The organism is Cellvibrio mixtus subsp. mixtus J3-8 (genome assembly GCF_000766945.1).
Taxonomy (GTDB): domain Bacteria; phylum Pseudomonadota; class Gammaproteobacteria; order Pseudomonadales; family Cellvibrionaceae; genus Cellvibrio; species Cellvibrio mixtus_A.
On the sequence record NZ_ALBT01000032.1, the window covers coordinates 258,778 to 272,271 of the forward strand.

At 46.3% G+C, this 13,494-nt stretch carries 8 protein-coding genes; 2 read left to right on the top strand and 6 right to left on the bottom strand.

Translation table 11 applies throughout. The features are described 5' to 3' along the window. Positions 1-7 precede the first annotated feature (7 nt). The 3 genes from A596_RS01135 to A596_RS01145 form a co-directional block, all read right to left on the bottom strand. Entirely contained in the window at positions 8-1,060 is a 1,053-nt protein-coding gene (locus tag A596_RS01135) for a S66 peptidase family protein (RefSeq protein WP_039912006.1), read from the bottom strand. A 131-nt stretch (positions 1,061-1,191) separates the two neighbouring features. After that, positions 1,192-1,959 (bottom strand): DUF3617 domain-containing protein, encoded by a 768-nt coding sequence (locus A596_RS01140; protein WP_235425589.1) that lies wholly within the window; start codon positions 1,957-1,959, stop codon positions 1,192-1,194. A gap of 71 nt (positions 1,960-2,030) precedes the next feature. Then, entirely contained in the window at positions 2,031-2,963 is a 933-nt protein-coding gene (locus A596_RS01145; protein ID WP_039912007.1) for an AraC family transcriptional regulator, read from the bottom strand. 130 nt (positions 2,964-3,093) lie between these two features. Between A596_RS01145 and A596_RS01150 the strand changes: the two genes are divergently transcribed. Further along, complete coding sequence (locus A596_RS01150) at positions 3,094-4,311, top strand: MFS transporter (RefSeq protein ID WP_039912008.1); 1,218 nt, start codon at positions 3,094-3,096, stop codon at positions 4,309-4,311. 49 nt (positions 4,312-4,360) lie between these two features. Continuing rightward, positions 4,361-5,395 (top strand): NADP-dependent oxidoreductase, encoded by a 1,035-nt coding sequence (locus tag A596_RS01155; RefSeq protein WP_326979648.1) that lies wholly within the window; start codon positions 4,361-4,363, stop codon positions 5,393-5,395. Between the two features lie 80 nt (positions 5,396-5,475). Here A596_RS01155 and A596_RS01160 read toward each other — a convergent pair whose 3' ends face one another. From A596_RS01160 to A596_RS01170, 3 genes are all read right to left on the bottom strand, one after another. Beyond that, a complete protein-coding gene (locus A596_RS01160; RefSeq protein ID WP_039912009.1) occupies positions 5,476-6,948 on the bottom strand; it encodes a hypothetical protein in 1,473 nt (490 codons plus the stop codon). A gap of 531 nt (positions 6,949-7,479) precedes the next feature. Then, positions 7,480-10,326, bottom strand: coding sequence for a TonB-dependent receptor (locus A596_RS01165; protein WP_052417103.1), 2,847 nt, complete (start codon positions 10,324-10,326; stop codon positions 7,480-7,482). Between the two features lie 404 nt (positions 10,327-10,730). Beyond that, a complete protein-coding gene (locus tag A596_RS01170) occupies positions 10,731-13,439 on the bottom strand; it encodes a TonB-dependent receptor (RefSeq protein WP_052417104.1) in 2,709 nt (902 codons plus the stop codon). Between the last annotated feature and the right edge of the window lie 55 nt (positions 13,440-13,494).

Below are 13,494 nucleotides of genomic sequence, written 5' to 3' on the forward strand. Positions count from 1 at the left end.
AAAAAAATCAACCAGTTTGAAAAATATGATCAACCAACCGAAACGACCCCGCATCCGCATCCATTTCAACTATCCCGCCAATCGGCACAATAAATTGCTGCCGTATATGGCCAATCATCGCGCCGCGATAGGCGGGAATATTTAGCGGCTTGATATGGTCGTTAAAAATTTCTTCGAGTGTTAACCAACCATAACCGCCATTGGGCCGGCAATCGACGCAGGCGCCGAAAATAAAACCGGCGATTTTGTTCAATGCACCCATTAATTTTAATGTGCTGAGCATTCGGTCAATGCGATAGGGAGCTTCTTCCACATCTTCCAGAAAAAGAATTTTGCCGGTGAAGTCCGGTAAGTAAGGTGAGCCTGCCAGCGCGGTAAATACGGTGAGGTTGCCGCCGATTAATTCGCCGCGTACTTTTCCGCTACGAATCGTGGCAGTACGGTTTTGGCGTTGTACCAAATCATCTTCATGGCTGCGCAAATTTTCATAGTGCATTAATTCGCGCAGGAAAAAGAGTCGCTGGAATTGATCGGCATTAAATGGATTCCAGCTGCCAGTTGCATTGGGACCATGAAAGGTGATCAAACCTGTTTGTGCATAAATGGCGTTATGTAATGCAGTGATATCCGAGAAGCCCAACAATGCTTTGGGATTGTTGCGAATAGTTTGATAATTCAGCAAGGGCAACACGCGCGCTGCACCGGAACCGCCGCCAAGGCAAATAACGGCTTTGATTGCTTTATCCGCAAATGCGTCATTGATATCACTCGCGCGTTCACTATCCGTTCCTGCTAAATGGCCACGACGCGAATTTAAATGTTTCCCCAATTTCACGTTGAAACCGAAGGCTTCCAGCGCTTCCTTTCCAATGTGTACTTCCAGGCTATCGTCAATTGCTTTGGATGGACATACCAACGCAACTGTATCGCCTTTGTTTAATGGTATTGGCAGGATTCGCTTTGGATTGGTTATGGAAGTGGCTTTAGCACTGGAAGAGGTTGTTAATGATAGAAGGGCAGTGCTTGCGATTGCTGTTTTAATAAATTGGCGCTTATCCATAAGGGAGACTCTCTCAGGAAAATTGACGATCATGTAAGTTATGAGCGGAGGCTATATTATCTTGTAATTTGTGTGCTCCAGTAATTTGAGTGGCGATCCAATTGGATCACCACGGGAATTCACAACAGTTTTTAGTAATCTTCAGGTTTTATATCGCCACAATTACTGGATAGCCATGACCCGGTTTGTTCAGTCTCATATTTTTGTGTTGAGCCTTCGGTCTTGGTAACAAAATGCGATTTGCCTCTGTATTGGGTGGGTGACACAAATTCAATTTCACCTTCGCCAGTAGCACTTTGTTGTCCGGTACAGGTGTAAGTAGTTTTGAATTTTGTTTTGCTGATTTGTGTGATGGTTGGTGTGCATTCATCGCCAGTTTCGGGCACGTAACCTTTATCGATTTGCGCCTGGGTAACACATTGTTTGACGATAGTGCCATCTTTGCTGATTTGCACTTTATTGTTCTGCATGCTTACGCCTTGATCAGAAAATTTCATGCCCTGTTGGGCCATCATATCTTCCATCATTTTGCGTTGCTCAGGTGGCAAGCCCGCCATTTGTTTCTTCACTTCTTCCATTGCTTGTTGCATTTGCTCGGTTTGCGCCGCGAGACCATTGCCGCCGATTAATTTAATGCGGTGTTCCCATAAACCGGGTTTCATATCGACTTTTAATGTATCCGCGTGCAACGGTAGTGATGTGCTTATTGCCAGTAAACCCATTAATGATATTAAGCCTGTGCTTTTGATCATGGTGTTGTTCCTTTCTGGTAAAACATTTTCTGGATTATCACTATCAAACTTTCTGATAGCAGTTTCTAAAATAGCAGGGCGGTTCTTGATGCAGGGTAAATCCTGATAGTGAGACTCTTCCCGGTTGTGGTGGTTCAGGATTTTCATTTTCACTCCCTGATGTGAACAGGGAGTGAATGCGATCGTGCGCATTGTTAATTGGATATGTTTGACGGGCGTTAAACCGATTCCATGTGTCGCTCTTCACTCGGCGGGTGGCCGATAATGCGTTTGAATGCCCGGCTGAATGCTGCTTCCGAATCATAACCCAGGCGATTTGCCGCTACCGCAATGCGCATACCATCCTGCGCAATCCAGTGGCGAGCCTGGAACATTTTCACGCGCGCAACATATTTGGCCGGCGATTCACCGAGGGTGCGGGTGAACTTATCGGTAAAACTTGAACGCGATGCGCCCATCACGGCGGCGAGGCTGGCGACAGTCCAATCCTGTTCCGGTTGGGTGTGGATTGCAGCCAATACTTTGCCAATTTGCGGGCAGCGCACGGCGGCAATCCAGCCATCGGAGTTACTGCACGCGCACTCGACCCAGGCGCGGATAATACTTGCGGCCAACACATCGGCAAGGCGCGCGAGTATGCCGCAGGCGCCGATGCGCGCGAGGGTAATTTCGCGCTCCATCGACTCCAGCAGTATGGGGACCGATGGATCGCGTGTAGCGAGATCGCCAGCGCGCATCATGTCCGGCATCATCGCGACCAACGGATGAAGTGGGTCGAGGTTAAAGCGCATGGCGCCGCAAAACATCACATCCGGTTGTTTGTCACCTTCGGCCAGGTCACCATTCACCAGATAAATATTTTCCGTTACCGCGCGACGGGCGAGGGAATCTATATCAATGGCAGGCACGTCGGGCGAGCTTGCCAATATGTGAAAACTGCCACGCGGAAAAAGTACAGCATCGCCCGGATTTAACTGCACCCAATCCGTTGTTCGCGTGCGAACCCAACAACCCCCTTGCGCCACAAAGTGGAAGCGCGCCATTTTTTGTGCGGGGAAGGCGACAGCCCATGGCGGGTTTAGCAGGCAACGGCCATATTCCACACCGTCAAGGCGCAGGCCAAGCAGGATTTCTGTCAATGTATCGCGCATAGGTGCTACTCACTTTGGACAAACAGTCATGCCTTTTGGATTTTATATCATAGAAAAGCCAAAATTCTAACCCTACACTGCGACTACATTTTCGAGTTTTTTCCAGTTATCCCGTTATGTAGGACCGCCCATGAACGATACCACTTGCCCAGACAATTCCGCTCTACTACCACCCCTCGCATCTTCCGCTAGTTCATCTGCTAACTGGGCGGGAATTATCAGCCTGGCGCTGGGTGTGTTTGGCCTGGTAACCGCTGAATTTTTGCCCGCCAGCTTATTGACAGCGATGGCCGCAGACCTTGGCATTTCCGCTGGTGCTGCCGGCCAGGCTGTTACCGCAACGGCGTTGGTTGGTGCGATTGCGGCACCGACCATTCCCGTTATTACCCGCAATCTGGATCGCAAACTGGTGTTGCTATTCCTGTCACTATTGCTAGTCATTTCCAACGTGCTCGCCGCTACCGCAGAAAATTTTGCCGTATTGCTTGTATCGCGTGTTTTGTTGGGCATTGCCCTCGGCGGTTTTTGGTCGATGTCAGCGGCGTTGGCAATGCGCCTGGTACCGGACAATTTATTTGCGCGGGCGATGTCGGTAATTCTGACCGGCGTTTCTGTGGCAACGGTGTGCGCTGCACCATTGGGCGCTTATATCGGTGATTTGTGGGGATGGCGCAGCGCCTTTATCGTTGCCGGTGGTTTGAGTTTGGTAACGATCATTGCGCAATTTTTTGCGATCCCTGCGTTGCCGCCCAAAGATAATCCAAACTTGCGCACATTGTTTGAATTACTGGGCCGCACCCATGTGCGTGTTGCATTGTTCGCTGTATTGTTAGTGATCTCCGGTCATTTTGCGGGCTTCACTTACATTCGTCCCTTATTGGAAGATGTAACGCATTTGCCTGTTAGTGCGATTTCCGCAATTTTGTTGGGTTATGGGATTGGTGGATTCTTCGGTAATTTTGCCGGCGCACTTATCGCTGAACGCAGCGAACGTTTTGCGATTGCCAGCGGTGGTGCATTGATCGCAATACTCGCGCTGACATTAATTATCGGTGGGAATAATGCGAGTGTAGCAGCGTTTTCTATCGCACTATGGGGATTTGCATTTGGCGCGTTTCCGATTGGTTTCCAGACATGGATTGTGCGCGCCGCGCCGGATCAGGCAGAAGGAGCAGGTGGTTTATTAGTGGCTGCATTTCAAATTGCAATTGCCAGTGGCGCAATTGGTGGGGGATTATTGGTTGATTATATCGGCGCGTTAGGCGGACCTGTTTTCGCACTGATTGCAATTAGTGTTGGCACCCTTGTGGTATTGGTTTTTGGCCCGCGTAAAACACATTCTGTTTAATTGTTTTCAATACAAATTCTGTAGGGACACACTAAAAAGGAAAAATATTATGCAAACCGAAAAACGTAATCGCCAAATTATTTTGGCAGCGCGCCCACAAGGTTTACCGGTATTGGAAAATTTCCGTATGGATGAAAAACCGGTTCCAACGCCTGATGAAGGTCAGGTGTTATTGCGTACACTCTATCTCTCGCTCGATCCTTACATGCGTAATTTAATGGATGAGATTGGCCCTGGTTACGCACCGTCAATTAATCTGAATGAGCACATGGTTGGCGGTACGGTGAACCAGGTGGTGGTGTCGCGCAATGGAAAATTCCACGCGGGTGAATTAGTGCTGGGCAATGCCGGTTGGCAGGATTATGCATTATCTGATGGCGGTGATTTGCAAAAACTGGGTGATATGGCCGAGCCTTCACTCGCACTGGGTGGTTTGGGAATGCCGGGTTTTACTGCGTATGTCGGTTTGCTGGATATCGGTAAGCCTAACGCGGGTGAAACATTGGTTGTTGCTGCCGCGACCGGTGCGGTCGGTGCAGTGGTGGGGCAAATCGCAAAGCTCAAAGGCTTGCGTGTTGTGGGGGTTGCCGGTGGTGCAGATAAATGTCGCTACGCTGTTGAAGAATTGGGTTTTGATGCTTGTATTGATCGCCACCATCCGCAATTCGCCCGGGAACTTGTCGCTGCTTGCCCCGCTGGCATTGATATCTATTTTGAAAATGTAGGCGGAGAAGTATTTGAAGCTGTATTGCCGTTATTGAATCTGAACGCGCGCATTCCGGTATGCGGTTTTATTTCCCATTACAATGATAAAACCTTGCCCGCTGGCCCCAATAAATTACCATTGCTGATGGCTGCAATATTGCAGAAGCGTGTCCATGTGGAAGGTTTTATTATTCTTGACCACTATGCAACTCGCTATGGGAGTTTCGTACGGGATATGCACGAGTGGATTCGCGCCGGGAAAATAAAACTGCGTGAAAATAAAATCCAGGGCCTGGAAAATGCACCATCGGCTTTTATTGGTTTGTTACAAGGGAAAAATTTTGGCAAGTTATTGGTAGAGGTTGCCCGTCCCTTATAAAAAGCACTGGCGAAGTAACAACTCCGCCAGTTAATAATTAACTAATACCCAAAACGGTTAACCGAAAAAAAACGGATTGATTAGCCGGAACGTTTGGGTAGGTTAACCGGTTGTACACCAACCCCTTTGGTTTGCAAATAGTTTTCCAGATCAATTTTACGTGCAGGTAAAAATTGATTGATAAGCGCAGGTGATAACGGGTATTCACCGTTCAGCAAATATTCGCTAATGTGGTTAAAACCATGGGAATTCGGCCAGCTAACACCAGTTCCCAAGGCGTTGGCATTATTAAGGCCAAACGCGGATGGATTATGGCATCCGGCGCAACTCATTGCAGTGGCACGTTTAGTGATTTGGAGCGGGGTTAGGGTACTACCCAGTTGTATTAATTTGGTGTTGATAGTGGTAGAAAAAATACCACCAGGTACAAAGTTGACTGGCGATGAATAATCGCTTTCTGCGATTGCTCCACTGGCATGGCTTTGCGGTAAATTATGCGTGTCGCTTACAATTTTCAAACTGAATTGATTCACATCGCCGGTCAAGGTTTGCAGGTTGTTCACAAAATCATTTTTAAATGCAATGGCACGGCTATCTGCGTTTCCATCCTGGAAAAATAAACTGTTTGGATTGTTTTTTACACTGACAACTTGCAACGTATTTTTTCCATTTTCTACCGCAGTTTTATACTCCTTCAAATTCCAGGTGCTGGAACCAAGGAATTGGTTGGTGCGGATTTGGCCGCTGCCCTGTGCAAAATTCCGATAATCAATTGGAGCGCGAATACCAAAGTCCGGAATACCTTTGAAGTAAAAAATATTCAAAAACTGCGCTACGCCCGCATTATTCGATGAACTGAGGCTGCGAAAAAATTCCTGTAGTGGATAACAGCCTGCCGCATTGCCCGGGAGCGGGTTTGGTAATACCGCATCAAGGCTGATAAAGTTTCTTCCACCGCTCGGGCGGCCAAAGACAATGCGATATTCGCCGCAATCCTGAAATGTTTCTTTATCGCGCAAATCAAAACGATTCGCTAACGCAATAGGAATATAACCAGCAATATAGTTTGCTGCCTGGGTTGCTTGAATGCCTTCTTCAGGGCGGCATTCCACCGCAAAGTTATTTAACGATCCGGAGCAGTTTGCAATGCCAGTTCCCGCAGACTGGCTCACCGGATTTTGCGCATCCCACATCCGGGCGAATAAGGTGGTTCCGTCAATGGGATCAGTTGGATTATTGGCTGTCATTTGTGCAGCTAATTGGTTCAATACACGTAACAGGCTGAAATCCTGTGCATTCAGGATTTCATGGTTATTTATGAAAATAGATTTAGGTGTTTGAATGAAGGGCGTTGAATAACCGAATATGGCATTCATCTGCTTGACTTCGCCCCCGGGGCGGAGTTCACGAATAAAATATTTCGGTGTAACGGTTTGCCTGCCAATAACGATAATATTCCCGGATGCTGTGTTCGCTGTGTGTATTACCCGGCTCACGCCGTTAATTTCTTCGGTAATCTCAATACTTCCAATGGCATTTGCCCACGAAAGCATAAAATTTCCCGACCTTTGTATACTGGGTAGCGTCATAAATGTTATCGCGTGGCTGAATGTGCTACTTAATAACATGAAAACGAGGAATAACGATTTAATGGAGAAGTTTTTACTGATAGATGTATTACACATCGAACAATCCTTTTGTGTGGTTGATTAACTACATCTCCAGATTCATGCGTATAAATTATCTGTTTCAAATAATTTTTCAGGCATGCTGCAAGTGGCATTAGTGTTATGTTTTTGTTTTTAAATTTTACGAATAAACATTATGAAAAACTATAGGTTTTTTACGATGTAAAAATAGTTTCATATAATTTTTATTATGATAAATAGAATTATTAAGGTATGGGCCAATCCAGTTAAAATAGTTTAGATGCCATATGGATGTTTTTATTGACAAATTGTTTAATGTGCAGCCAGTTTTTCAGGAGGAAAAATTTAAGAAAGGGATTGTTAATATTTTTGTGAAAGTTTGTGGTTAAAAAGTGCCCCGATGAGAAGGGCACTGATTTTCTTCGGTATAAGCCGTTAGAACTTACCGCTCACCACAATACTTGCTGTCCGCGGTAACGCCGGGCTCCAGGTATTCCAGGTTTGGTTTTGGTAAGTGTCATCTTCAAACAGGTTTTTTACAACCAGGCTTACATCAAATTCCCCTTTGTTTTTGCCCAAGCCAATTGAAAAATCGGTAGTGGAGGAGCCATCTACCCAGCCATAACTGGAGAGGGCGTTATCGGAATTGAATTTGCTGTTGTACGAGGTATTAACGCTGGTATGGAATTCGTGGTTGCTAAATACCGGCGCGCGATAATCAATACCTAAATTAAAACTGTATTTAAAGGCACCCGGTAAGGTTTCACCCGAAATATCCTGGAAGGGCGCAGCGCCCTGGTAACCATTTTCTACCGGCTGTGCTGAATTGGGAAACTCAACATAATAGGCATCGTTATATGCGCCGGAGAAACGAATAGTGGTATTGGGAATTCCGGAGTAGAGCCCATCAATTTCCAAACCTTGTGCTCGCACTTTAGGCACGTTGCCGGTGTAGGAGAGATAAGCAACTTCCGGTGCGCCGCTGATAGTGTTTTGTTCAGTGGTATATTCATCCACCGCGCGTACGGCTTGTTGATAATCCTTGATATTGGTGAGGAAAATATCGGCATTAAATACCAGGGTGTTATCCAGCAAAACTGTTTTTACACCAATTTCATAGGCGCTGGATTTTTCTGCATCGGTTAAATAGGAGAATCCGTTTACCACTTGCGCGATGCCTGCTTTTTCACCGTATTGCCATGAAGCATACACGGTAAGCTTATCGTTAAACTTGTACGTTGGGCTTACCACAAAGGCTGGTTGGGTTTCTTCAAAACTTTCGGCTTTAACCGTATTCCATAATGCAGCGGCTTGCGTTCGGCGAATAGTTTTTGCATCGGCAACCTGGGCCTTTTGTGCATTGGTCAAGCTGGCATAAGCGGCCCCTGCAGTTCCGGTAATGGCTGTACCAAAATATTTATTGGCAAGTTTATCGGCGAGTTGCAATTGCGCTGTCGAGTTATTATTAACGAAAGCACCATTCACAATCTGCCCCAAAGTTCCGGCAGGATAAGAGGTTCCATCAATTGTTGTGGTGGCATTCAGTGAATTAAACCCGCCAAGGTTTACCAGGTTGACCACATTCACCGACGAAGAATTTAATGCACTGCCAGCGCCGTTATCGGTAAGTAATGCACTGGTGGTTGTGTCGCGGTTTTCTCGTGTTAAGCGCACGCCCGTAGTTAATGTTAATGGATCAGACAAATGCCAGTTAGCTTGCGCAAATATTGCGGTGCTTGCATTTTCATATTTGTTGGCTTGTTCGCGATTTAAGCGGCTCAATGAATCCTGTAATAACGCGCGTCCGCTGGCATTTGCATCAAGGCGATTATATTGCGCAGTCGATGCAAACCATGCACCGGCATCGGCCCCCCAACCCGCGCGGGTAGAGTGATCAATATCCGTTGCTAACCAGAATAATCCCGTTTGGTAATCGACAAAGCCGCCGGTTTTTGAACTTAAACGAAGCTCCTGGCTATATTGTTTGTAGTCCACCAAACCGCCACCATTTTTACTGATATCAAACGGCGTGCCTTCATCGTTACGTGCTGCAAAATAATAATCCTTGTAGGCGGTAATCGAGGTAACTTCATAATCATTCAATCGCCAGTTTAATTCGGTGGACGCACCGTTGGTGCCGGTCACAATCGGATTGTAATTGTCGGCATTGATGCGATCACGAGTGCTATTCCCGAGCCAATCGTCTTCATAGCGATAATCGCTTTGCTCCAGGAACCAACGGCGATTCAAACGGGTTTTGGGGTCGGAACTCAGCGGGTTCACATTGGTTCCTGAATTTGCACCGGTGGTATTAATTCCCGCATAAGTCGTTGGCGTAGGTTTGTTAAACGAGCGACCATTGGTCGCTTCGCCGGCTTTCGGTTGTGCATCCAGGCTAATGCGCGCGGTGAAATCTTCACTGGGCGTCAATAAAAATTGTACACGTGCAGACAATCGATCTTTATTCGCGTAAGTCTGGTCCTGGTTGTACGTATTTACTAAATCGCCATTCGCTTTTTGGGCGGTAAATGTTCCGCGCCATGCCAACAAATCATCAATTACCGCACCACCTAAAACGGCGGAGCCAAATAAATCGTGATAATCACCATAACTCACCGTTGCGTATGCTTCTTTGGTAAATGTCGGGCGACGCGTGGTGATATTAATTACACCGAGGCTGGTGTTTTTTCCTAACAAGGTTCCCTGTGGGCCACGCGTTACTTCAACCGCAGCAATATCAGTAAAGTTTACGCTGGATGAGAGCGGGTTGTAGGCGTAGTTAACGCCGTCGACAATAATTCCCACGCTTGGATCTTGCGCATCGGTTTGCGCCTGCTTACCGATTCCACGTACAGACAAACTGAATTGACGCGGGTTGCCCGGATTCCAGATTACATTCCCAACACGCTTGCTAAATGATGCAACATCCAACGCTTGCAGGCGCTCCAATTCCTGGCCGGTAACAACAGAAATAGACAGCGGGACATCTTGCAGTTTTTCGATGCGATTACGTGAGCGTACAGTAACTGCTTGTAAAACAATTGGTTTTTCGGCTTTTTTTTCTGTGGTTGTATTGCTGGTTGTTGATGCTTGTGCGAGTTGAATTGTTTGAACGGTTTTTTCGGCTTCACTGGTTTGATCGTTCTGGCTGGTTTGTGCAAGCACGGGCAATGCGGAGTGGGCAAGGCCGGCAACTACCAGCCACTGTGTGGCTGTTAATGACAGACGTCGTTTTTTTGGGGATTGATGTAAGGGATTGTGCGTGTGATGAATACGATTCATGGAAAATTCCTTCAGAAAACAACAATGAATTACTCGACAATAATGTCGGCGCATACAATGCTGCTATCGCAAGTAACAGGCCATAAATCAACTTTTACTGTACCGATACGGACAAGTTTTTTGATGCGACAAAGGCTGTTGATAATTGAAAAATGATTGTTGAAATTAAACCGGCCCCCTTTGCGCGCCTGTTTTTTAGATAACATATTCTGTGCGGAATAAACCGGTGATGTTTCTTTGGTTGCAGTGATTCTTAAAACAAAACATATGGCTGTTTAAAAAGCCAATTGCCTGAAAAACGCTTCCTTGCGTAGAGATGTTTTCAAGGTGTTATTTTGCAAGCAACAAATAAATGCGTTGTTGCAAACGGATCATTTTCTGATGCTAACCACACCTTCATTTTTTTATAGTTTTGCATTGATACTTACACCGATCCAGCGCGGATCGCCGGGCGCATAAGAATTCCAGTTAAACAGGCTGCCATAGTCGACATCAAACAGGTTTTTAGCGATTAACGAAACGTCGAATTTTTTATCCGTTGTACTAATGCCTAACACGATATCGGTGAGTCCATAACCATCTACTTTTGCATAACGGGATAGCGTTGGCTCGCTGAGATAACTGCTGGTGTAATTGTAATTTGCACTGATGTGAAAATGACGATTGGTAAAAACAAGTTGTGAATGTTCAGCAAAAATATTGAACGTGAATTTTGACGCACCCGGAACTGTACGACCACTCACATCGTAATAAGCTACGGAACTTCCTCCCAATTCTGGTGGTTTGCCCAGATTCGTAAATTCTATGTAACGTGCATCGGTGTAAGCGCCGGCAAAACGCACAGTGTTAAAGCTATCGGTATAGGCCAAATCCAGTTCCACACCTTTGGATCTGACTTTAGGAACATTTCCCAAACCTTCGGTGTATGCCAGCAGGCCATTATTGTTGGCGATGGTTTGGGCTGCATCATAAAAATAAACCGGTTGGATAAAATTTTTAATGTCTTGATAAAAGACCGCCACATTTGAACTCACCATGCCGTTAAAAAATTGTGATTTCAACCCGAGCTCATAAGCGTCGGTTTTCTCGGTGTCTACCGGAACAGATTTACCACCGAATTTGGTAGCGCCTACGATTTGCGATACACCGGCTTTTTCACCATGCTGATAAGAAAAATAGCCGGTATGGCTGTCATTAAAATCGTAAGCGGGACTGATGTTGCCAATTAATAAATCATCTTCATAGGGTTCGGCATCGGTTTCCATATGCAATGCCCCCAAACGTGCAAGGCGAATTGCTTTTGCCGCCGCAACCTGGGTTCTTTGTTTTTCAGTGAGTAAAGAGTATGAGGGCACACCAAAATATTTATTGGCGACGGAGTTTGCCAATGCGAGTTGGCTGGTACTATTGGTGTTGGCCAAAACCCCTTTACTGTCGCTGATAAATCCATTCAGCTGGACATCGTTTACGGCGGCGGGATTGAGTTCTGCACCGTAACCATTATCGGCAATATAGCGGGAAGTTTTGGTCTGGTGGCGTTTTTCTTTCGAGATACGCAAGCCGGCGGCAATTGAAAATGGATCTGTAATTTGCCATGTGCTGTTACCGTAAAGTGCGATGCTTTCACCATCAATAACCAATGGATTGCGTATTAATAAACGATTTGCAGAATTCGTTAATAACAAGCGGCCGCTGGTATCCGCATCCAGTGTGCGGTAGTAGGCATCGGTAGCAAAGTAGGCACCTGCATCGGAACCGGTGCGATTCATACTGTCGCTGTGAATGGATTTATCCAGATAATACACACCGGTTTCATAGCTAACTGAATCCAGTTTTGCCGCAAATTTAAATTCCTGGCTAAATTGTTCCTGGGTTTGGTCTGCTGCTGTTGGTGTGGCGACCACATCAAAAATAGTCCGGTCATCAGTGCCTTTGCCATCCCAATAAAAAAATAAATCCCGCCATGCAGTTAATGAAGAAAATGTGCCGCCGGCAATCTTCCAATCAACATCCACCAATGCGCCGCGCTGCCGGTTTTTAATCGGGTAGGTACCGCTGATATTCACCTGATCCGGTGAGCCTAAATAATTGTTGGCTTCATCCTGCTTGAACCAGGGGCGATCCAAACGGCCTTCAGGTGTGGTAGTTCTATCCACTGCTATTGGATTGCCCAGGGAATTTAATGTGTCGTAAAACGCGGGTGTTTCCCGTGGGATCAAGCCGAAGCTGGTGCCGCCATCCAGCTCGCTGCCTTTGGGAATATAATCGAGGCTGGTGCGAATGCGTAAATCGTCGGATGGTGTTAACAGAAATTGAACTTTGGCTGAAGTGCGATCTTTATTGCCAAACGATTGGGTTTTGTTATACGCATTGGTAAATGCGCCGTCTACGGTTTCGCGATAAAAAGTTCCTCGCCATGCAAGTAATTCATCAATAACAGCACCGCCTAACACAGCTTTGGTAATGAGGGTATCGCGTTGCCCGAAAGTAACCCCACCTTCTGCTTCCGGAGTAAATCGTGGTGTTTTTGAGGTAAATGAAATTACCCCGAGGTTTGCGTTTAATCCCCCCGTCGCGCCTTGTGGTCCGCGGGCAACGTCTACGTTTTCCAAATCGTAAAAGCTGGCGCCTGCTGCCAGCGTGGAATACGCATAACTAACCCCATCCACTTTAACGCTAACACCAGGGTCCAAGCCGCCTGCACCGGCTTTGAAATAGCCCAGGCCGCGAATTGTGAGTGATGTATGTAATGGGTGGTTTTGCGATGAAGCACCGGCCCAGCGCACGTTACCAATTTTTTTGAGGATGCCCTGGAAATTATTTGTTTCAAAACGCTGCAGCTCTGTGCCGCTCACCGTTGAAATAGAAACCGGCGTCTGTTGTATTTCTTCTGTGTGATTACGTGAGCGCACGGTTACTGTTTTTAATACAGTGGTCTTTTTGTTATCAGCGATTTTTCGGGCGGTGTCGGGATTTTGTTGGTTGGTTTGTGCCAGCGCGGGTAACGCAAAAAAAATCATACTGCTGATCAGTAGCAGTTGTGATGCCAGTAGCGAAAATCGTCGGGAATTTATGGCGTGGATATGGTGGTGGATTTGATCAGTACGAACCATGAACTACTCCTTTAAATAGTCTAATCATTGTGTTTATCGCTACATTATTTTTTTG

Bases quoted from the DNA above. Each gene is read 5' to 3' on its own strand.
- A596_RS01135 (WP_039912006.1), bottom strand. From the start codon at position 1,060: ATGGATAAGCGCCAATTTATTAAAACAGCAATCGCAAGCACTGCCCTT.
- A596_RS01140 (WP_235425589.1), bottom strand. From the start codon at position 1,959: ATGAAAATCCTGAACCACCACAACCGGGAAGAGTCTCACTATCAGGAT.
- A596_RS01145 (WP_039912007.1), bottom strand. From the start codon at position 2,963: ATGCGCGATACATTGACAGAAATCCTGCTTGGCCTGCGCCTTGACGGT.
- A596_RS01150 (WP_039912008.1), top strand. From the start codon at position 3,094: ATGAACGATACCACTTGCCCAGACAATTCCGCTCTACTACCACCCCTC.
- A596_RS01155 (WP_326979648.1), top strand. From the start codon at position 4,361: ATGCAAACCGAAAAACGTAATCGCCAAATTATTTTGGCAGCGCGCCCA.
- A596_RS01160 (WP_039912009.1), bottom strand. From the start codon at position 6,948: ATGCTTTCGTGGGCAAATGCCATTGGAAGTATTGAGATTACCGAAGAA.
- A596_RS01165 (WP_052417103.1), bottom strand. From the start codon at position 10,326: ATGAATCGTATTCATCACACGCACAATCCCTTACATCAATCCCCAAAA.
- A596_RS01170 (WP_052417104.1), bottom strand. From the start codon at position 13,439: ATGGTTCGTACTGATCAAATCCACCACCATATCCACGCCATAAATTCC.